At 57.4% G+C, this 20,900-nt stretch carries 14 protein-coding genes and 1 pseudogene; 3 read left to right on the plus strand and 12 right to left on the minus strand.

Annotated elements, in window-relative coordinates:
* Positions 1-312 precede the first annotated feature (312 nt).
* Positions 313-1,716, minus strand: a complete 1,404-nt coding sequence (locus MDG893_RS11275) for a glyceraldehyde-3-phosphate dehydrogenase (protein WP_421844845.1) — start codon at positions 1,714-1,716, stop codon at positions 313-315.
* 262 nt (positions 1,717-1,978) lie between these two features.
* Here MDG893_RS11275 and mfd point away from each other — a divergent pair.
* A pseudogene (gene mfd / locus MDG893_RS11280) lies at positions 1,979-5,484 on the plus strand (transcription-repair coupling factor).
* A gap of 47 nt (positions 5,485-5,531) precedes the next feature.
* Positions 5,532-6,449, plus strand: a complete 918-nt coding sequence (locus MDG893_RS11285; RefSeq protein WP_007153917.1) for a CsiV family protein — start codon at positions 5,532-5,534, stop codon at positions 6,447-6,449.
* On the opposite strand, the gene MDG893_RS11290 is transcribed toward MDG893_RS11285, so the two are convergent.
* From MDG893_RS11290 to MDG893_RS11305, 5 genes are all read right to left on the minus strand, one after another.
* Positions 6,430-7,212, minus strand: coding sequence for an S-methyl-5'-thioinosine phosphorylase (locus MDG893_RS11290; protein ID WP_007153918.1), 783 nt, complete (start codon positions 7,210-7,212; stop codon positions 6,430-6,432). The genes MDG893_RS11285 and MDG893_RS11290 overlap by 20 nt on opposite strands.
* 2 nt (positions 7,213-7,214) lie before the next feature.
* Complete coding sequence (locus MDG893_RS11295) at positions 7,215-8,468, minus strand: mechanosensitive ion channel family protein (protein ID WP_007153919.1); 1,254 nt, start codon at positions 8,466-8,468, stop codon at positions 7,215-7,217.
* Positions 8,469-8,500: 32 nt separating this feature from the next.
* On the minus strand, positions 8,501-9,007 hold the full coding sequence (locus MDG893_RS20730; RefSeq protein ID WP_083797695.1) for a L,D-transpeptidase: 507 nt from the start codon (positions 9,005-9,007) through the stop codon (positions 8,501-8,503).
* Between the two features lie 57 nt (positions 9,008-9,064).
* The gene (locus MDG893_RS11300) at positions 9,065-9,739 is read right to left on the minus strand and encodes a TetR/AcrR family transcriptional regulator (RefSeq protein WP_007153921.1); all 675 of its coding nucleotides are present in this window, start codon (positions 9,737-9,739) and stop codon (positions 9,065-9,067) included.
* Positions 9,740-9,800: 61 nt separating this feature from the next.
* Positions 9,801-10,706, minus strand: coding sequence for a hypothetical protein (locus MDG893_RS11305; protein ID WP_040474540.1), 906 nt, complete (start codon positions 10,704-10,706; stop codon positions 9,801-9,803).
* 209 nt (positions 10,707-10,915) lie between these two features.
* Here MDG893_RS11305 and MDG893_RS11310 point away from each other — a divergent pair, with 209 nt between their 5' ends.
* Positions 10,916-11,530 (plus strand): riboflavin synthase, encoded by a 615-nt coding sequence (locus MDG893_RS11310; RefSeq protein WP_007153923.1) that lies wholly within the window; start codon positions 10,916-10,918, stop codon positions 11,528-11,530.
* Here the strand turns inward: MDG893_RS11310 and MDG893_RS11315 are convergent.
* From MDG893_RS11315 to MDG893_RS11335, 6 genes are all read right to left on the minus strand, one after another.
* A complete protein-coding gene (locus MDG893_RS11315; protein ID WP_007153924.1) occupies positions 11,509-12,651 on the minus strand; it encodes a class I SAM-dependent methyltransferase in 1,143 nt (380 codons plus the stop codon). The two genes, MDG893_RS11310 and MDG893_RS11315, sit on opposite strands and share 22 nt — an antisense overlap.
* A gap of 164 nt (positions 12,652-12,815) precedes the next feature.
* Positions 12,816-13,667, minus strand: coding sequence for a UDP-2,3-diacylglucosamine diphosphatase (locus MDG893_RS11320; RefSeq protein WP_007153925.1), 852 nt, complete (start codon positions 13,665-13,667; stop codon positions 12,816-12,818).
* 82 nt (positions 13,668-13,749) lie between these two features.
* Entirely contained in the window at positions 13,750-14,796 is a 1,047-nt protein-coding gene (locus MDG893_RS11325) for a class I SAM-dependent methyltransferase (RefSeq protein WP_007153926.1), read from the minus strand.
* Positions 14,797-14,903: 107 nt separating this feature from the next.
* Positions 14,904-15,077 carry a hypothetical protein gene (locus MDG893_RS21075; RefSeq protein ID WP_007153927.1) on the minus strand — a complete coding sequence of 58 codons (174 nt, stop codon included), beginning with the start codon at positions 15,075-15,077 and terminating at the stop codon, positions 14,904-14,906.
* A gap of 125 nt (positions 15,078-15,202) precedes the next feature.
* Positions 15,203-15,880 carry a carbonate dehydratase gene (gene can / locus MDG893_RS11330; protein WP_007153928.1) on the minus strand — a complete coding sequence of 226 codons (678 nt, stop codon included), beginning with the start codon at positions 15,878-15,880 and terminating at the stop codon, positions 15,203-15,205.
* A gap of 65 nt (positions 15,881-15,945) precedes the next feature.
* Positions 15,946-20,832 (minus strand): NAD-glutamate dehydrogenase, encoded by a 4,887-nt coding sequence (locus MDG893_RS11335; RefSeq protein WP_007153929.1) that lies wholly within the window; start codon positions 20,830-20,832, stop codon positions 15,946-15,948.
* Positions 20,833-20,900: the final 68 nt, after the last annotated feature.

Genomic DNA, 20,900 nt, shown 5'->3' on the forward strand with positions numbered 1-20,900 from the left:
GATTTGTAACGCCCGACGCCTGCCGCCCAGTTGTGCCAATCCGGCCTGAACCGAATGATGGCGCCAGGGCAACGGATCCACCAGCGTAAATTACAGCCAGGCATCCGGTTAAGGAAAAGCGATGGGAAGCGGGTGTCAGACGTACCCAAAATCGCGCCAATTATAGAGATTAAGGAATACTATTTCCACCAGAAACCCTACGGAGTTTGTGCCTTAACGTAATCAGAGAGTGGTTTACATGGGCCCAAAAAGAAACCCCGGTCGCGAAAACGACCGGGGTTTCTTAACTGCCTCGGAGCACTTTGGGGCCCGTCAGCCTCTGACCCGCTTCGGGAAGATCGGATAGGTAACACCCGCCATCTGATTAACCACGCGAATCACCTGGGCACTGTAGCCGGCCTCATTGTCATACCAAACGTAAAGGATCAGGCGCTTGCCATTGGCGATAGTGGCCTGCGCATCCACAATGCCAGCATGGCGGGAACCGACGAAGTCGGTGGAAACCACTTCCGGCGAGTTGACGAAGTCAATCTGCTTCTGCAACTCGGAGTGCAGCGCCATATCGCGAAGGTATTCGTTAACACCCTCCACCGTTACGTCTTTCTCAAGGTTGAGGTTGAGGATTGCCATGGACACGTTCGGAGTGGGAACGCGAATGGCGTTACCGGACAGCTTGCCCTTCAATTCCGGCAACGCCTTGGCAACGGCCTTAGCTGCGCCGGTTTCGGTAATAACCATGTTGAGCGGGGCACTGCGACCACGGCGGCTACCTTTGTGGTAGTTATCGATCAGGTTCTGGTCGTTGGTGTAGGAGTGAACCGTCTCGACATGACCATCCTCAACACCGTACTCATCATAAATAGCCTTGAGCACCGGTGTAATGGCATTGGTGGTACAGGATGCCGCTGACAGGATTCTGTCCTCACGGGTGATCCAGTCGTTGTTGATGCCGTGAACAATATTCTTGATGTCACCCTTGCCCGGCGCTGTCAGCAGAACCCGGCTGACCCCCTTGGATTTCAGGTGCAGCCCAAGACCTGCCTCGTCACGCCAGATACCGGTGTTATCTATGACGATCGCATTGTTGATGCCGTATTGGGTGTAATCTACCTGATCGGGGCCCGGTGAATAGATCACCTTGATAAAGTTGCCGTTGGCGATCAGCGCAGAGTTTTCTTCATCAACAGTGATTGTACCGTTGAAGGGGCCGTGAACCGAGTCGCGGCGCAGCAGGCTAGCCCGCTTTTCAAGGTCATTGTCTGCCCCGCCCTGACGAACCACGATGGCACGCAAACGCAGGTTGTTGCCGCCCCCAGCCTTTTCGATCATGATCCGGGCCAGCAGCCGCCCGATCCGCCCGAAACCGTACAGCACCACGTCCTTGGTGTCGTTTTCGGCATCTTCCTGGGACTGGGTCTGATATTGGCCGATAATCGGGCCAATCTCACGCTTGAGGAAGTCATCAAGGGACCCGCCCTCTTCCTTGAACTTCACCGCAAGCTTGCCAATATCGACATGGCCACGCCCCAGATCCATCTTGTCCATCGCCTGCAGAATAGGCAGCGTGTTGTGAACGGACAGCTCGCTGTCTTCAACCTGACGCACAAAGCGGTGCGCGCGGATGATGTCGATGACCGACTGGTTGATAATGGACCGACCATACACGGACGTGACCACATTATTTTTACGATAGAGGCGACCGATCAGCGGAATCATGGCTTCCGCAGTGGATTCTCTTTCCGTCCAGTTAGACAGGTGCTGGTTGATCTGTTCGTGACTCACGCTTGAACCTCTGCAGTTGGAACCTTAAAAATTGGGGCATTATTATCCAACGTTATTTCCCAGACAGCAAATACACCCCGTTAATCCTTTCGTAACTGTTGACCCGCTGTCATGACAGCGGGACGTCTGGCCGGTAGAATACGCGCCTCGCCAGTCCCCGACTCCCAATGTTTCCAGGAGAAAGAACCAGCCCATGATGCAAACCGCCGCCCATTCCGACAGACACACCGCACTGGTTGCGCCGGTCGCACCTGTCAAGGCTGCGGATCATCGCACCTGGGGGCAACTGCATGGCAGCAGTGACGCCCTGGCCATCTGCGAGAGCGCCAGGGCCCACCAGGGCCTGACACTGGTAATAACCCGCAGCACCGAGGAATCCATCCGCCTCGAGCAGTCCATGCGATTCTATCTGGGCCTGCCCACCGATGAAGACCAACCGGCCATCACACCGGATGGGCTCGAGCTGCTGTCGCTGCCGGATTGGGAAACCCTGCCCTACGACCTGTTTTCACCACACCAGGACATTACCTCCCGTCGAATCCGGCTCTGCACCGGTTACCAACAACGAACCACGGCGTCCTGGTGGTGCCTGCCCGCACCCTGATGCACCGGCTGCCGCCGGTCAGTTACCTGCAGGGCAACACGTTGCTTCTTGAGGTTGGGCAGTCACTGGATATCGACAACTGGCGAATGCAGCTGGAATCCGCTGGCTACCGGCACGCCGATAACGTCTATGAACACGGCGAGTACGCGGTGCGCGGGGCTATCCTGGACATCTTCCCTATGGGGGCCACCCGCCCCTATCGCATCGATCTGTTCGATGACGAAATTGAAACACTGCGAACCTTTGACCCGGAAACCCAGCGCTCGATCGACCGAATTGAACGCATTGAGTTGTTGCCCGCCAACGAGTTTCCCTGGCATAAGGAAGCCCGCTCAGGGTTCCGCAACCGGTGGTTTGAGCAATTCCCGCACGCCGACAAGGACGCCCCCATCTACCAGGACGTCACCCACAGCATTACACCGCCGGGAATCGAGTACTACCTGCCCCTGTTTTTCGAACAGACGGCGACACTGTTTGACTATCTGCCCGGCGAGACCCTGGTATTCACAGCGTCCGGGCTCAATGACGCGGCCAGCGCCTTCGACGCCGACACCCGTGCACGCTACGAGGACCGTCGCCACGACCGGATGCGCCCTATCCTGCCGCCAGCGGAACTCTTCCTCCAGAAGGACGAACTTTTCGGCCTGCTCAAAGGGCTTCCCCGGGTAACAATGACCACGGAAGCCACTGAGTCCAGCGGCGGCCGCAATTGCCAGACCGACGTCATGCCCGATGTTGCGATGGATGGCCGTGCCGCAGACCCGGCTGGGCGTCTCAAGCGCTTTATCAGTGAGTTCAATGGTCGGGTCCTGATCTGTGCGGAGTCCTCTGGCCGACGTGAGGCGCTGATTGAGAATCTGGCCGACCATGGCCTCAAGCTGTCGACTCTGGAAAACTGGCAGGCTTTTGTTAGCGACCCGTCCGCCACCCTCGGCATTACCGTCGCACCCATGGAATATGGGTTGCTATTGCCTGACCATCACCTCGCTTTGATCACGGAGACAGCCCTCTTCGGAGAAAGGGTGCTGCAGCGTCGACGCCGGGAGAAACCAACCGAGGCCGACGATGCTGGCTACCGGGACCTGTCCGAGCTGCGCATCGGCGCGCCGGTGGTTCACATAGATCATGGCGTTGGCCGCTACCAGGGCCTGGAAACCATTACGGTTGAAGGCGAAGCCAGTGAATTCCTGATGCTGGAATACGCCGGCGGCTCGAAACTCTATGTACCGGTCTCCAGCCTGCATCTGATTTCCCGCTACACCGGTTCGGATACAGATCACGCGCCTTTACATAAGCTGGGCACGGACCGCTGGAGCAACGCCAAACAGAAGGCTCTGGAGAAAATCCGCGATACCGCGGCGGAATTACTGGATGTCTATGCGCGCCGGGAGGCCCGCAAGGGTTTTGCCTTTGAAGACCCCAAGGAGGCTTACCGCGCCTTTGCCGCCGGTTTCCCCTTTGAGGAAACCCCGGATCAGCAGGCTGCTATCGAGGCTGTGTTCGAGGATATGGTGAGCGAAAAACCCATGGACCGCCTGGTCTGTGGCGATGTTGGCTTCGGTAAAACAGAAGTCGCCATGCGCGCCGCCTTCATGGCGACATACTCCGGCAAGCAGGTCGCTGTGCTCGTACCTACCACCCTGCTGGCACAGCAGCATTACGAATCCTTCCGCGACCGCTTCTCGGAGACCGCCGTTCATGTGGAACTGCTCAGCCGTTTCCGTAGCGGCGGGCAAACCACCAAGGCGATGGCCGCCATCGAAGCCGGCAAAGCCGATATCGTTATCGGAACCCACAAGCTGCTCCAGGGTGACATCAAGTTCAAGAACCTGGGCCTGGTGATCATCGATGAAGAACACCGGTTCGGCGTCCAGCAGAAGGAACGCCTGAAAGCCTTGCGTGCCGAGGTGGACATGCTGAACCTGACCGCCACACCGATCCCCCGCACCCTGAACATGGCCATGGGGCACCTGCGGGATCTGTCAATCATCGCCACGCCCCCCGCGCGACGCCTGTCGGTAAAAACCTTTGTGCGGCAGCGGGACGAGGCAATGGTAAAGGAAGCTATCCTGCGGGAAGTTCTGCGGGGCGGCCAGGTGTACTTCCTGCACAACGATGTGGCCACCATCGAGAAAACCGCCGAGGATCTGCGCCAACTGATCCCGGAAGCACGTGTGGGCGTCGCCCATGGCCAGATGCGCGAGCGCGAGCTGGAACAGATCATGTCGGACTTCTATCACAAGCGCTTCAACGTGCTGGTGTGCACCACCATTATTGAAACCGGCATCGACATTCCCAGCGCCAACACCATCATCATCGAACGCGCGGACAAGTTCGGGCTGGCACAGCTGCATCAGCTCCGTGGCCGTGTCGGACGCTCTCACCATCAGGCCTACGCCTATTTGCTGACACCACCCCCCCGATCCATCACCTCGGACGCCAAGAAGCGTCTTGAAGCCATCTCGGAGGCTCAGGACCTGGGTGCCGGTTTCATGCTGGCCACCCACGATCTCGAAATTCGCGGCGCCGGAGAGCTGCTGGGGGAAGAGCAGAGCGGCCAAATCGAAAGCATTGGTTTTACCCTTTACATGCAGCTACTCGATGAAGCCGTGGAGGCTATACGCGAAGGCAGAACCCCCAACGCTGAGTTGCCGCTGAGCCACGGCACGGAAATGAATCTTCGCATACCGGCACTGATTCCCGAGGATTACCTACCCGATGTCCACAACCGGCTTATGCTCTACAAGCGCATCGCTAGCGTGAACGACAAAGATGGATTAAAAGAACTTCAGGTTGAAATGATTGATCGCTTCGGACTATTACCGGAACCGGCAAAAAACCTGATCCGCCAGTCCGAACTCCGGATTCACGCAGAAGCCCTGGGAATCGTGAAGGTGGACGCCGGAAAAGAATGGGCCAGGCTGGAATTCGGCAGCTCTACGCCGGTGGACCCGCTGGTTCTGGTTAAGAAAGTGCAATCCTCTCCAGACCAGTATCGACTGGAAGGCGCCAACAGTTTCCGTTTCCGGCTGAAGGATGCCTCAACCAGTGGTAAACTCGACGGCATTTCCGACATGCTGGGGCAGCTGGCCTCGTGACACAGCCGGTTCAGCGCCCCCTGATGATCAACAGGAACATTGGAGCAATGCCCTTGCGAACGCCCGGTAAACCGTTGTACGGAACACCCGCCCTATTTCTGGCGGCCCTGCTGGCCCTGTCACCCTGGGTATCAGCCCAGGAACCATCCGGGCCCGCCGCAGGCGCAATCTCTGAAGAGCAGAGGCGCGATAACCCTGCGTCTCAGGCCCAGCCTCCTCGTGAAGACTACTACCGGGCTGAGTTCGTGATCCTCGAAAGGATTGTCGACCCGGCCAATGTCAACGAGAAAATGACCAGCCGGATTCCTGAGCCGCCCAACCCGAACATCAACGAGATACTTCGCGCCGTGGACCGCAACGGAACCGTGGAAACCACCCGACAGCTAGTGCCTCGAAATCAACTGCACCTGCAAACAGCTGCCAACCGACTGGAAAACAGCGGTCGCTTCCGGATACTCCTGGCCACAGGGTGGTACCAGTCTTTCCCGCCCGACTTTGACGGTGAACCCCTTAGGGTCGCTATTGGCGACTGGCTGGCCGATGCCGGACACCGCGAAGTGGAAGGCCACATCACCATCGATCGACAACGCTATCTCCACGTGGATGTCCACCTCAACCACTGGCAGCCCCTGTCATTGCAACGGACCACACTCAGCCAGAGTTCAGACGAAGCAGCCACCGCAAGCGGTAACAATCAGCCAATGGACGACGGTGCTGGGCAGGAAGCTACGGGCAATGACCAGCCTGCCCTCGAAAACGATGAAGCTCGGGACTCGCTGGCCTCAATGGCAACGGGTGGCGACATTGCAGGAGCAGATCAGACGCAGGTTTCCAGCGCCAGTCAGCCAAAGGCGGAGTTAATCACCTGGATACGGGAAACACGCCGCATGCGCAGCGAGGAAGTCCATTTCCTCGACTCCCCCACCATTGGCGTGCTGGTGTTTTTCAAGAAGGTTGAGGAGTAAGGGCTCCAAGCCCGCCAATGGCGATTTCGAGGATCCGCTTGACGCCGGACATGCCCTGGTCGATAGCGACCTCGATCTCAGTCATCGTTATGATGTGATCCGACTTCCCTGCCGCGCGGTTAACCACCAGCGCCAGGCACACGTAATTCATCTTCAGTTCAGCCGCCAGAGCCGCTTCCGGCATTCCCGTCATACCGACAAGGTCACAGCCGTCCCGCTCAAGGCGACGTACTTCCGCTGCGGTCTCCAGTCTGGGCCCCTGTGTTGCACCGTAAACACCGAAATCCGAGAACGGACAACCCACTGTACGAGCTGCATCAATCAACAGCGCCCGGGCCAACTCTGAATATGGGAAGGTGAAGTCAATGTGCGTGGTTTCCTCCAACTCGCCCTCAAAGAACGTACTCGCCCTGCCCCAGGTGTAGTCAATGATCTGATCGGGAATCACGATATGGGCAGGCCCCATATCGGCATGGATCCCGCCAACAGCATTAACACCGACCACCGTACGTACTCCCGCCTGCTGGAGCGCATGGAGATTGGCGCGATAGTTCACCTGATGCGGAGGAATACGATGAGGGTTTCCGTGGCGAGACAGGAACACCACCGGCTGATCCCCGAGCATGCCGTCCACCAAAACCGACGACGGCTCACCCCAGGGCGTGTCGACAACCCGCTCACCCGTGATTTCCAGCCCCGACAACGTCGTGAGCCCGGTTCCCCCGATGATTCCCACGGGGGCAACTTGGTTACTCATACCCATGATCAGTCCCCGTCCGCCTGGTTACTATCGCCACGTGTTTCCGAAGAGTGCTCGCTTCCAGAAACAGGCGCACGTCCCTGTTCAACATCTTCGTCAACGGCCTCATCTGACGAATCCGAATCGCTACGACCTTTTGCCGGCTTGCCGTTCGACGCGACACGCACCCCGTCAGGCAGGTGAAGCGTGCGGGTCGGAAAGGCAACTTCGGCACCATGGCTTTCAATGATCTCGCTGATCCTCAGCAGTATGTCCTGCTTGACCTCATGAAACCTCACCCATTCGATGGTCTTGGTAAAGGTATAAACCATGATATCCAGCGACGAGTCGTTAAAGGCCAAGAAATTCACGATCAGGGTCTGGTCCTGGTCGATGTCCTCGTGGTTCTCCAGCATGGACCGGATATCCGCCACAACCTCAGCCATGCCACTGACATCCACGTAGCGTATACCAATGGTTTCAGAGATACGGCGGTTGTGCATGCGCGAGGGGTTTTCTACGGCAATGGTCGTAAAGGCAGCATTCGGCACGTAGAGCGGGCGCTTGTCAAAGGTGCGAATCGTAGTCAGCCGCCAGCCGATGTGCTCCACCACGCCCTCGATATTACGATCGGGAGAGCGAACCCAGTCGCCGACCTTGAATGGCCGGTCCAGATGGATAATGAACCCGCCAAAAAAGTTGGCCAGCAGATCCTTGGCGGCAAAGCCCACAGCGATACCACCAACACCACCAAAGGCCAGCACCCCGGATATGCTGTAACCAAGGGATTGCATGGCAATCAATACCGCGGTGATGATAACAACGGTCCGGGACAGCTTGCTCACCGCATTGACCGTGGTGTAATCCATCGGCTTTTTCATCTTCAGGGGCGAAGCGAGAATCTGTTCCCCCTGCTTGATCAGCCGAAGCAGCGTCCAGACCAGCAGAAAAACAAAGCCAATCTGCAAAATGGTTTGATTGACTGAAAAGATTTCGGCTTCCGAGTAGTGGTGAGCAACCTCTGCCGCCCAATACACACCCTGCAGCCAGACAAACGCGACCACCGGCTTCCTCGCAGCGTGAAGCAAGGCGTCATCCCAGAGGTTATCGGTTTTCTGGAAACGCCGCTCAACAGCGCCGACGATGAAACTCGCTATGTAGGCAACCACGGCGGTGCCCGCTACCAGGGCAAACACCACGAGTCCCACTCGCCAGCTCTCTGACAGCAGATTCCAGTCCTGGATCCAGGTATTGAGTATGGAAGGTGCTTCTTCGATCATCGTTTCCCTCGGTTTATTAACAACCGCCGGCCCTATCGTATTGTGACGGGTATGCCCGGCCAGACACGGTCGTAAAGCTCAGCAACGTCGGTATTCCTCATGCGTATGCAGCCATGGGAGCGCGGAACGCCCATGGGTTCGGTATCCGGTGTGCCGTGAATGTATATGAACCGACGAAAACTATCGACCCCGGAGCCCCGATTTTTCCCCAACTCAAGCCCGCATAACCAGATGATCCTGGACAGTATCCAGTCACGCTCGGGAAACTGATGCGCCAATCGTTCGGAATAGACCTCCCCAGTGGGCCGGCGGGCGATGAATACGGTATTCAGGGGCAGACCACCCCCCACCATCGCGCGCACGTAATGCCGGCCCGTGGGCGTGCACCCACTGCTCTGGCGCTCACCGGGACCATTCAGTGCCGTCGAAACGGGATAGTATAGAGGCGTTGACGTATCGTCAGGAAACAGTGTCAGCGTTTGCGCACTGAGACTGATCTCGATTCCGGGAACAGGTATGGAAACAGGATTACGTGGCATGCGGTGTCAGGCTCCCGGCGAACAAACCAACCGGAAGCCTAACCGACAGCGCGCAACTCAGGCAACCGAGGTTTTATGGGCAGGCGGTACCAGCATGGCGTCATCGGCCTGCATACCCGCCGCCAGGAAGGGTACGAGTCGAGCTGCAATTTCCTGGACCGTGGTTTCCACACCCAGCTTGTTCTGCAGAATATCCCGCAGGGCATCACTGCTGGACATGGTAAAGGCGGTGGCGCCAAGCATGAACTGAATGCGCCAGTAGCGGTCTACCGCGGACAATTGTGGCGTCGCTTCCTTGAGCAGTCGCATAAAGCGGCTGAACGGCTGGCTGTATTCCTGCTCAAGAAATTTCCGAAGGTGGCCCTGGGATTGCGTATAGGCGAGGCCAAGCAAACGCATGAATATCGAAATACCTTTCTCATTGCGCTGCGGCATGCGGACTGCGCTTTCAGTTAGCGCCCATAAGGTCTGGTTCAGCGTTGGCGGTTCGCCGTCGCATTTCGCCTCCAGATCGTCGAACGCATCCTCCAGCGTGGCGGAGAATGGCGTCAGGAAGCGGGCAAACACCGCATGGATCAAGGCGTTTTTAGAACCAAAATGGTAATTGACAGCAGCGAGATTTACCTTAGCCTTACTGGTAATCATGCGAAGGGAGGTTTCGGAGAAACCCCGCTCGGCGAAAAGCTCTTCCGCTGCATCAAGAATTCGGTCAACCGTATCAGACTGAGCCATTTTATTATCAGTGCCTCTAAGCAAACGTCTGTTTGAAACATACGTTTGACCGGCAGCTATGTCAAGCTCTGTCCCCCGGCTCTGCAGCTACCGATGACCAGCCCCGGTCAATGGCCTGCTGGTGCCCCTCAAAGAAAGCCTGCTGTGCACGGGCGTATGCTTTCTCGGCCTCCAGAAGATAGATCAGATAAAGACGGATATGTTCCCGCCGGGTCAGATTTCGAGCCAATACCCGGCGCTCGGATAATGCCAGCAGCTCACTGAACCGGGTCGCTTTCAGAGCCGAGTTAAACTCGGCCATACGAGCACACTGCCACACCAGCCCTTCTTTCCCTTCCAGATGCTCAATGTGCTTACGCGCATCGCGAAGCAGCCTCTGACGACGGATGACCAGATCCAGATACGAAGGCCGCGACGTGTAAAGGCGGCGCACACCTGGTATCCCCAAAAGCAGGATGATGACAAAAGCACCAAAACCACCGCCGGCAATCCAGGCTGGCACAAAGCCTGTCATACCGCTGAGAAAAACCACTGCCGCCAACAACGCACCGAACAGCCAGATGTCACGATTACGCCGGGCCGCAGCAAGTGTGTAGTTATCCGGCCAGTCAGGCAGAGCCAACAAGTCGAAATCCAGCAGCAACACACGGTCGCACTGACGCAGCATCAAACGGAGCTTACGTTGCCGTGACTCTGCCAGAGTTTTATCGATGTTCTGAGGAGCCTCACCCGTCGACGATTCCTCGACAGCCTCATTGCTCGCAGGAATGTCGTCAGTCTCAAGCCGGTCTGCAGGAGCCGTTGCGGGTCGGTTGGCAGAAACTTGGGCGCCACTGGCAGCGTCGCCCAGCCGCGCTCCATCACCCGCTTCCGGGCGCGGGTCCGCGGGTCGACCTCTGCGCAGCAAGGGCTCTTCCCCGCGCGCGCTGTCGCTGGTTCTCTGACGTACGCTTTCGTTCTCTGCCATGGTTGATTGTCCGTCTTGGATCACCGGGCCAATAGCTGCCACCTGCGCCCTGCCCTTACCGGTTATCGGCCAACGGCTCGGATCCTTGAGCCACGGCGGGATGCCCGAGACGGTCATGATGGCTTGGCACCGGCCCGCAGGATCGCTATCCTTGCCTCCATCAAGTGTGGCCCTATACGGCTACAGACACCAGTAGTCGAGGTTGAGACATGTTTACAGGCATTGTTCAGGGTATTGCCATCGTTGACGAGATTTCCGCCGTGTCGGGTCTGAGCAGCTTCAGCATCCGCTTTCCGGAGGATCAGGCTCACAACGTGACCATTGGTGCGTCAGTGTCCATCGACGGCACCTGCCTGACGGTGACGCGGCAGGAAGGCCAGAATCTCTATTTCGATGCCATGCAGGAAACACTGCGCCTGACCACCCTGGGAAAGCTGAAGCCAGGTGATCGCATCAATTTTGAACGAGCGGCCCGGATAGGCGACGAAATTGGTGGGCACCTTCTCTCCGGCCACGTGCACAGCACGGCGGATATCGTCGCGATCGACCGCCCCGAGAACAACTGCACCATTGAATTCGAGGTCCCGCAGGCATGGGCACGCTATATCTTCCCCAAAGGCTATATCGCCATCAACGGGGCCAGCCTGACCATTGGCGACGTCACTGATAATCGCTTCAACGTTCACCTGATTCCCGAGACCCTGCGTGCAACCACCTTTGCCGATTTGACTGTTGGCGACCGGGTTAACATCGAGATCGACAGTCAGACCCAGACCATCGTCGACACCCTGGCCCGCATGGGTTACGACCGGCCACCTTCCTGAACAGAAGCCTCGAACACCACAAACTTCGGATCTGCATCGATTTGTCGCACCTGGCCAAAGTAGTGACGGAGACTGCGGTGGTAACCCAGGTGCCGATTCCCCACCAACAACATACATCCGCCAGGGGACAGGTGCCCCGCCACCTGACTGAAGAGTCGAAGGGCGATATGGTCACCGACCACACCGCCTTCGTGAAACGGCGGGTTTAACAGCACCAGATCGTAACGGCCGGCCGCCTCCGGAATACCATCACTGTGGTAAAAGCTCGCGACAGCGCCCGGGAAAGCCGTCTGGACATTGTGACGTGCGCTGGCAACCGCCTGACTGGAAACGTCCGCGAACGCAACCTCAAGCGCCGGATTACGGGCCAGTGCCGTCAGCCCGAGCACACCGTTACCGCAACCCAGATCCATCACCCGTGCTCCGGGGGGAAGATCTGCAACCATCCGCTCAATGACCGGCAGCAGCAGCCGTGAACCGATATCCAGCTTCCCTCTGGCGAACACCGCTGGCATGCCCGATAGCTCGTACCGGGACGACAACCTGTATCCCCGCCACAAATCCGGCCAGTCCAGCAACGTATTCTCACCCCGGACGGCAACCACCACCCTCGCTTTTTTGCGCGCGGGGCAGACTTCCCGGGTGTTGACCAGCTCGCCGAACACATCAGCGCTGCGGGACGGCAGATGCTTGATCATACCACCGGCAATCAGCTCGCCTTCGGGCGCCAGAACGCTATTGACCCACCGCAACAGGCACGCCAGGTAGTCCAGTTGGCGGGGAATCCGCATAACAACGAGATCGAAGGGCCCTTCCGGAGGCTCCAGCCAGTTCTTTGGCGCCGGAATTGACAGATCGGCCGGAGCATTCATAACCAGGGATTCAGACAGGAGACAGCTATCCGCAAAGGAAACCGGGGCGAAAGGCGCAAGACCGAGGGTCAACGCCCCAAACTGGTCATCAAGGATCAACACCCGTGGGTGGCTCTGAGGCGTGAAGCACTCCAGAACCCGCTCCAGCAATTGCTCGTCAGCGGCATCCCAGGCCCGCAGGGTGCGACCTCCACCGGGGCGCTTCAGGGGCAAGCGCCCACCACTGAATGTTAGAACCTCACTTGTCATTTTAGGCATCCGCATCGTCGTTCAGAAAACTGCGGACATTCTAGGCTGAATACTCTAGAAATTAACCCTACTCTGACAAAACGATTTCAGGTTGCACCGTTTGTTGTGGTAGCAAACCTTCTTGCCCCTCACCCCAGGGGCTTTTTTATGCCCTGAGAAGACCGCTATTTTGGCGCCGCATTGATGCTTTCGATAAACGCAGGCGACAGAACGTCGATAACGGGACGTTGGCCGCCGCTGAATTCAGGCGCGGGTTGCGCTGGCTCCGACGCAAGGATGACAGGCTGTTCTGACCAATGCAGGATATCCAGCTTGCCATCGTACCGCTCCACCAGCGCCGTGCAGTGCTCTACCCAATCGCCGTCGTTACAGTAGAGTCCTTCCTGGCTGCGAAGAAAGCCAGCGGAGTGGATGTGACCACAAATAAAACCGTCATAATGTCCGCGTTCCGCCGCCGTCAGAGCAGCCAGCTCGAAACGTCGAATGAACGACCGCGCCTTGCCGATACGGCTTTTAACCCAGGCCGCCAGAGACCAGTATGGCTTGCGGCGTAAGCGCCGCCAGGCATTGAACCAGCGATTCAGGCGCAGCAGCAGGCCATGCGCGCGGTCGCCCACCAGCAGCATCAAGGGGCTGCAGCGCACCACCTGATCAAACTGGTCGCCATGGCAAACCACGAATCGGCGACCGTCCGCCGTCGCGTGAATGGCTTTTTGCTTCAATTCGATACCTGCCAACGTCTGACCGCAGAAGTGCCGCAGAAACTCATCGTGATTGCCGGGTACATAAACCACCCGCGTGCCGGCAGCAGCAATGGCCATAAACCGCCTCACGACCGCCTGATGGCTTTCCGGGAAGTGCACCCTCCGCTGCATCGCAATCAGATCAACGATATCCCCGACAAGGTACAGGGTCTCGCAGCTGACGTTGTCCAGAAAATCCAGAAGATAGTCCGCCTGGCAATCAGCGGAACCCAGGTGAACATCGGAAATGAAAACGCTCCGGTATTGATGCATCGGTTTCCCCCACCGGCCTGCTCAAGGATTCTTCGTACCTTGTCCGATGGCAATGACGACCGTATGACAACCAGGCGACAATTCAGTGACGTCGGGCGCTCCACACGGTGAAGCGTCGGTCGCCGGCGATCGCCCTGACCGGCCCGACATGACGACGGATCAGCGCCTCATAGGGAAGAAACGCGTTCGCCACCAGGCGCAACTCACCCCCAGGCTCCAGGTGCTTTGCCACGCCCTGCAGGAACTGCTCAGTCATGGACGTATCGGTGCGAACACCGGTATGGAATGGCGGGTTGGTAACAACTGTGGTGTAGCGGCCGTCAACGCCGGACAACCCGTCGGAGGCGTGGATCACGCCATCGACGCCCGCCTCCTGATAGGTCGCGCGAGCGCAAGCAACGGCCTGAAATTGCACGTCTACGCCGTCGACTGGAAAAACGTCCTGCCCCCTGGCTCGCTGGAGCAACTGCAACCAGGTGCCGATAACACCTGCGCCACAGGCAAAGTCCAGCACGGGTCCTTTCTCCAGCGATGAGCTGGCAAGGGTTTGCAGCAGCATGGCAGTACCATCATCCAGCTCTCCGTCACTGAATATACCGGGCAAGCCGGCCACGCTGAAGCCAATTCCCGCGCTTTCAACCGGATGCCACTGACGCCAACGTTGAAGGTCAAACGCTGGACGCCTGGGCAGGCTATCGGCTTGCCAGACCTGGCAATGACGGGCACTGTCTGCCTTCGATGCTTGAGGCGCCAGTTCCTTCAGCTGTTTCACAGCGCCGGCAATACCTTCTTTCTTTTCGCCCACCAGGACCAGTCGAGCACCCTCGGCCGCCAGCCAAAGCGCCAACTCAAGCCTTATCGACAACTCCGCTCTGGCCTTGGGGAGGAACACCACCAGGGTATCGGCCGTGCCAGGTGACAACTCCGGAGCGTCATAACCAAAGGCCGCCGTCCAGCCGCTGACGGCCAGCAATTGTTGGTAGTTGCCAAAATGCTCGGAAATCGTCAGTCCCCGGCTTGGCAATAGGGGAAGCAACGCGGGATCGACCACGCCAATAACGACCAGGCGACCACGCAACAGGTTCCGGTTCTTGAGCAGGGCTTCGTGGGAATTGGGCAGTGCAGGCATTGATCAACGTATCCCGGCGTTCATATCAGGTGGGATACTTTAACCGGAACTGAGCCCTGAGTCTTGGCCCGGGCGATCAGAAACCGGCAGATTCCAGCTAGGGCCTCTTACTTGTAGCGAGCAACCGTGTTGGCTCGCAACGCATCTTCGGGTGACATGCCCCAATCTTCCGCTGCTTCAGGCTGCGGTGTCGTCTCGCTGCCGCGGCGGCGGGCCTGAGTGGATTGTGTCGTTTTACGCTGACTCATGGCACTGAGCGCTTTTTGAACGATCTCTCGCATGGTTAACCTCCTGATATGTTACAAATTCAGTGTAACAATCCATCAGGAGGTTAACTGTGATGACGCGCCGGGTCAGAAAGTGACACCCGTCACGAATAATTGACACAATTTGACATTCTTTTGCGTCAACTTTTCTGGCGACCCGAACGGACCGGCCTCAACACCAGTTCATCAATACTGTTTTGTTTGACGGCCTCGAGATCGGCCTCGGAGCTGATGGACAGCCCCATATCCCGAAGGATACCGTCGGCCACGTCGTAGACAAAGCCATGCACGGTCAACGCCTGCCCACGGCGCCAGGCCTCCTGAACAACGTTGTTTTGACAGACGTGACCAACCTGCTCCACCACGTTTAACTCGCACAGGCGGTCAACGCGGTCCTGCTCGGATGCCAGGTCATCAAGGATGTCCTGATGTTTGTCGCGAACGTCCTGAACGTGCCGAAGCCAGTTCGAAAGCACGCCAAAGCCCTCGTTGCTCAGGGCCGCCTTAACGCCCCCGCAGCCATAATGACCGACGACGAGAATGTGCTTGACCTTGAGCGCATCAATGGCGAACTGAAGCACCGACAGGCAGTTAAAGTCGGTGTGCACCACCACATTGGCCACGTTTCGGTGCACAAACAACTCACCCGGCATCAGGTCAACGATCTGGTTGGCAGGAACCCGACTATCCGCGCAGCCAATCCAGAGGTACTCCGGCGCCTGCTGGTTGGACAGGCGGTCAAAAAACTGAGGGTCCTGGCTCTTGATGCCGTCAGCCCAAGCCTTGTTTTTGTCCAGCAAATGATCAAGCTGCCCCATCAAACCTCCTCCTAATGATCAACATTGCCCGGAATTGAACGGTAATTCGCGACATAAATCAATCATCAACTGGTCTGAGTCAGATTGGTATCGTGATGTTCGTGCATGGTCGTCTGAGCCAGATCCAGTAGCTCCCGCAACGCCACGGAGAACATCGCGTATTCCGGTTCACGTACCCCTTTAAGCTCTGTCAGCATGGACTTCCAGCGGCTGATCATGGTGCTGTGCCGCGCCATCCAGTTGTCAACAGCGCTGCTGACGTCTCCCGGTTTGGCAGCCAACTTCAGCACACCGGTGGTCAGGGCCCTCTGCTGCCAATCCAGATCCTCACGGAAACTTTCCCTCGCCAGGGCTTGCCAGTGAGACGCAGGCACCAGGGCGGCAATGGCGTTGGCAAACCAGTTCAGATCCAGCTTGTCTCCGAGATCATAGTAGAGATTGGCAACGGTTTTCAGGGGCATGCCTGTTGCTTCACGGGCCTCGATAATACCGAGGGACGAGTAGAGGTAGGTAGTTCCTGACGCCACGGAGGCCAGATCTCCCGGTAAGCCTGCCTCCACCAACTCGTCATGGCGCTTCTTCCAATCAGCACATGCCTGTTCACCAAGGTAGTCCGGCAGGTCGGACGTAATCTTCCAGACGCTGTCAGCGAAACGCTCCATATGGCTCTGAATACCCAGTTCAGCCCGGCGGTTGCGCAACAACCAGCGAACAGCGCGGCGAATCAGTCGCATCAGGTCGCCCATCAGATCCATCTGAATCTTGGCCGGGATGAAGTAGTCCAGGTACTCCACCTTGTCCCACCAGGTGTCCAACCGGAAGACGTCGCGAGCGATGATCCAGGCCAGCGCAATCGATGCTGCATCAGCCCCGGTTGATTGCTTCAACCGCTCCACAAAGGTGATGCCCATGTGGTTGACCATGTCGTTGGCGATCTGAGTCGCAATGATCTCACGACGCAACTGATGCTCACCCAGCTCTTTGGAGAACTTGCGAGTCAGGTCCTGAGGAAACACTTTGTACATTTCTCCAGCCAACAAGGGCTCATCCGGCAGACTGCTGTCAATCAGGGTCTGCTTAAGATCACCCTTGACGTAGGAAATCAGCACGGACAGTTCCGGACGGGTCAGTCCCTTCTTGTCCAACTTGCGCTCGGACAGGGTTTCGTCGTCAGGCAGAAACTCCAGGCTGCGATTCAGCTTGCCCTCGCTTTCCATGGTGTTCATCAGCCGGCGGTATTCTTCGAGCCGGGTAATGGCCCCCACACTGGCAATACTGATGGCCTGTGTCTGTCGATAATTGTTCTTGAGCACCAGGGCAGCCACATCATCCGTCATTTCCTCCAGCATGATGTTGCGCTGCTTATCCGTCAGATCCCCCATCGCAACCGCCTGGTTCAGGAGAATCTTCATGTTCACTTCGTGGTCGGAGCAATCCACACCACCGGAGTTGTCGATGAAGTCGGTATTAAGCCGGCCGCCGCGTAACGCAAACTCGATACGCCCGAACTGCGTCAGGCCCAGGTTCCCACCTTCGCCCACAATCTTGCAGCGAAGCTCTGAACCGTTGATACGAACCGCATCGTTGGCTTTGTCCCCAACGTCCCCGTGAGACTCGCCCTGGCCCTTGACGTAGGTTCCAATACCACCCACCCAAAGCAGGTCGGCCTGAGCCTTCAGGATGTGGGTAATCAACATATTGGGCGGCACCCGGTCGGACTTGATCCCCAGCAGTTTCTTCATTTCGGGGCTGACCGGAATGGACTTGGCGCTGCGATTGAAGACGCCACCACCTTTGGAAATCAGACTGGTGTCGTAATCTGTCCAGGAGGAGCGTGGTAGGTCGAACAAACGCTTACGCTCCTTGTAGCTTTTTGCCGCGTCCGGGGCCGGGTCGATAAAAATGTGCACATGGTTGAAGGCGGCGACCAACTTTGTCTTTTCCGAAGAAAGCAGGCCGTTGCCGAATACGTCTCCCGCCATATCACCGATACCGATGGCGGTGAATTCATCCAGTGCAGGGTTGATGCCCAGCTCGCGGAAATGGCGCTCCACGGACACCCAGGCACCACGGGCGGTTATGCCCATCTTCTTGTGGTCATAGCCGTTGCTGCCACCGGAGGCAAAGGCATCTCCCATCCAGAAGCCATACTCCGCCGCCAGACCATTGGCGATGTCCGAAAAGGTTGCAGTCCCCTTGTCAGCAGCCACGACCAGGTAATGGTCATCCTCATCGTGACGAATCACCGACGCTGGCGGCTGAATACCTGCGTCCACCAGGTTGTCGGTAATGTCCAACAGGCCACGGATGAACGTCTTATAGGCCTCGATGCCTTCGGCCTGGAAGGCCTCGCGATCCGACATGTCCGGAAGGCGCTTGGCCACGAAACCGCCCTTGGCACCGACGGGCACGATGACCGCGTTCTTGACCTGCTGTGCCTTGACCAGCCCGAGAATCTCGGTGCGGTAGTCCTCGAAACGGTCAGACCAGCGCAAGCCACCTCGGGCCACCTTGCCACCTCGCAGATGCACACCCTCAACCCGAGGCGAGTAGACAAAAATCTCGAACATGGGCATGGGCAGTGGCATATCCGGAATGCGGGATGGGTCGAATTTCACACTGATATACGGCTTTGTACGACCTTCACCGTCGGGCTGATAATAGTTGGTTCGCAGGGTAGCCTGCATCAGCTCCAGGAACAGACGCAAGACACGGTCCTCACTCAGGTTTTCTACCTCGTCAAGCCCGGCATTGAACTCGATCTCAAGCTTCTGCTGCGCGGCTGCGCTTTTACCCTCGCTCTGATAACGCTCCGGATTAAAGCGCACTTCGAAAAACTCCAGCAACAACCGCGTCAGGTCCACATGGTTGACCAGGGTATTGGAGATAAAGGTCTGGCTGTTGGAAAAACGGATCTGACGCATGTAACGGGCGTAGGTCCGCAGCAAAGCAATCTCCCGCCAGCTCATGTAGGAGGACAACAGCAGCCGGTTGAAGGCGTCATTCTCCGCATCGCCGTACCACACGCGACGGAACAGATCCTCAAAAATAGGTCGGATACGGTGGATATCAACAACTTTCCCGCTGTGAGCCTGCAGGGTGAAGTCGTGTATCCATACCGTCGTCTCTTTCCGGTCCATAACTTCAAAGGGGTGCTCGCCGATCACCCGGAATCCCAGGTTGTCGAAAATGGGCATGACATCGGACAACGGCAACGGCTCATCCGGATAGAAGAGTTTGAAATGGAGTGTACTTTCGTCCTCTTCCAGAGCCCGATAGAAGCTCATGGTGAGATGCTTTTCCCCGGCCGCGCCGGATATATGCTCGAGATCAATGGCAGCCCGCCGCGGCGAAAACATTTCTTTGTAACTGGCAGGGAAACCACCGGAGTATACACGGAACATCTCGTTGCCCTGCTCTTCGCCATAGGCCTCGGTCAGCGCTTCCAGCAGGCCATCTCGCCAGGACTGGGCCAACCCGATCACCTTGTCGCGAATCTCCGAAATCGGCAGTTGCCGGTTTTCCACCTGAGGCACCCGTATCGTGAACTGCACCCGCGCCAGAACCGACTCGGAAAAATGCGTCACGAATTCGATATCCTCGGCACCCAGGGTTTCCAGCAACTCCTGCTCGACCTTCAGGCGCAACTCGGTGTTGTAGATATCCCTGGGGAAGAACGCCAGGCAGGTCACAAACTGGCCATACACGTCTTCCCGCATGAACAGTTCGATACGACGGCGTTCCTGGATGTAGAGAATGCTCTTGGCGACGGACAGCAGTTCTCCGGGCTCTATCTGGAACAGTTCATCCCGGGGGTACACCGTGAGGATCTGATCCAGCTCCTTACCCGCGTAATCATCACGCAGGAAACCCGAACGTCTCATGACCGTCTGGAACTTGCGGCGCAGCAGGGGAATCTCATCCGGGCGTTCGTTGTAGACCCGTGAGGTATACAGCCCCAGGAAACGACGCTCGCCAACCACTTCGCCCTTGCTGTTGAACTTCTTGACGGCGATGTAGTCCGGATAGGCCGGACGGTGAACCCGCGAACGCTGGGCGGACTTCGCGAAAATGAAAATATCGTCGGTGCGGGTCATTTCATGCCGGGTGCGCTGTGGCAGTTCATTGAGCCGAACGCGATCCGGGCGTTCGTTATTCACCCGCAGGATACCCAGTTCGGAATTCTCCACACGGCGGACCACCAGCCCGCTCTTGTCCTTGGCGAAATCGTATTCGTCGTAGCCGAGGAAGGTGAAGTGGTCTTTGACCAGCCACGCCAGGAACGCCTTCGCCTCCTCCTTTTCCTCGTCGTCGATACCCGCCGTGGTATTATCCAGCTCCCGGCTGATTTCATTGACTTTTTCAGTCACAATCGGAAAGTCACTGACCGCTATGCGGACTTCATGAAGAATGGTTTGCAGCACCTCTTCAAGCGACCTCAGGTCTTCCGGGCTGCTATGCCGGTCAATCTCCAGCACAATGAACGCCTCGTAGCTGGCATTGGCGGACTTCTTTTTCGGAGGATGCAGTTTTTTCAGTTTGCCCTGAGTGTCCCTCTCCACCTGAAGTATGGAGTGCTGAATGGAGTGGGTACCGATTTCCCGCTGGTTAATGGCAATTCGCAGGGAATCGATCAAGAACGGCATGTTTGGATGAAGAATGAAAATGACGGTGTGGGTGGACTGCCATCCATCGCTTTCGAGGTCCGGATTGAACACGGACACAGGGGTTTCCTCGGCGGACCGTTTCTGAAGAAACTGCCAGGCTGCGAGGATAGCCCCATAGGTATCTGAAAATCGTCGACTTATAAGTTCTTCAAGAGGAATGTGAGCATAGTGCTGCTTCGCGAATTCACTGATCTTTTTCGCTTCGGTTTTCGCTATTTTTTCAGCGAAAGCTTCGTCCAGCTGTTGGAAAAACTGTTCCTTGCTGGCGATCGTCAGCGCATTCATAGTCGACCTCTGAGAGTGTGAAATAAACGTAATCGGTGTACCGTCACATAAGCATAGTCAAAGCCTTG

This window comes from Marinobacter algicola DG893 (assembly GCF_000170835.1).
GTDB classification, from domain to species: Bacteria; Pseudomonadota; Gammaproteobacteria; order Pseudomonadales; family Oleiphilaceae; genus Marinobacter; species Marinobacter algicola.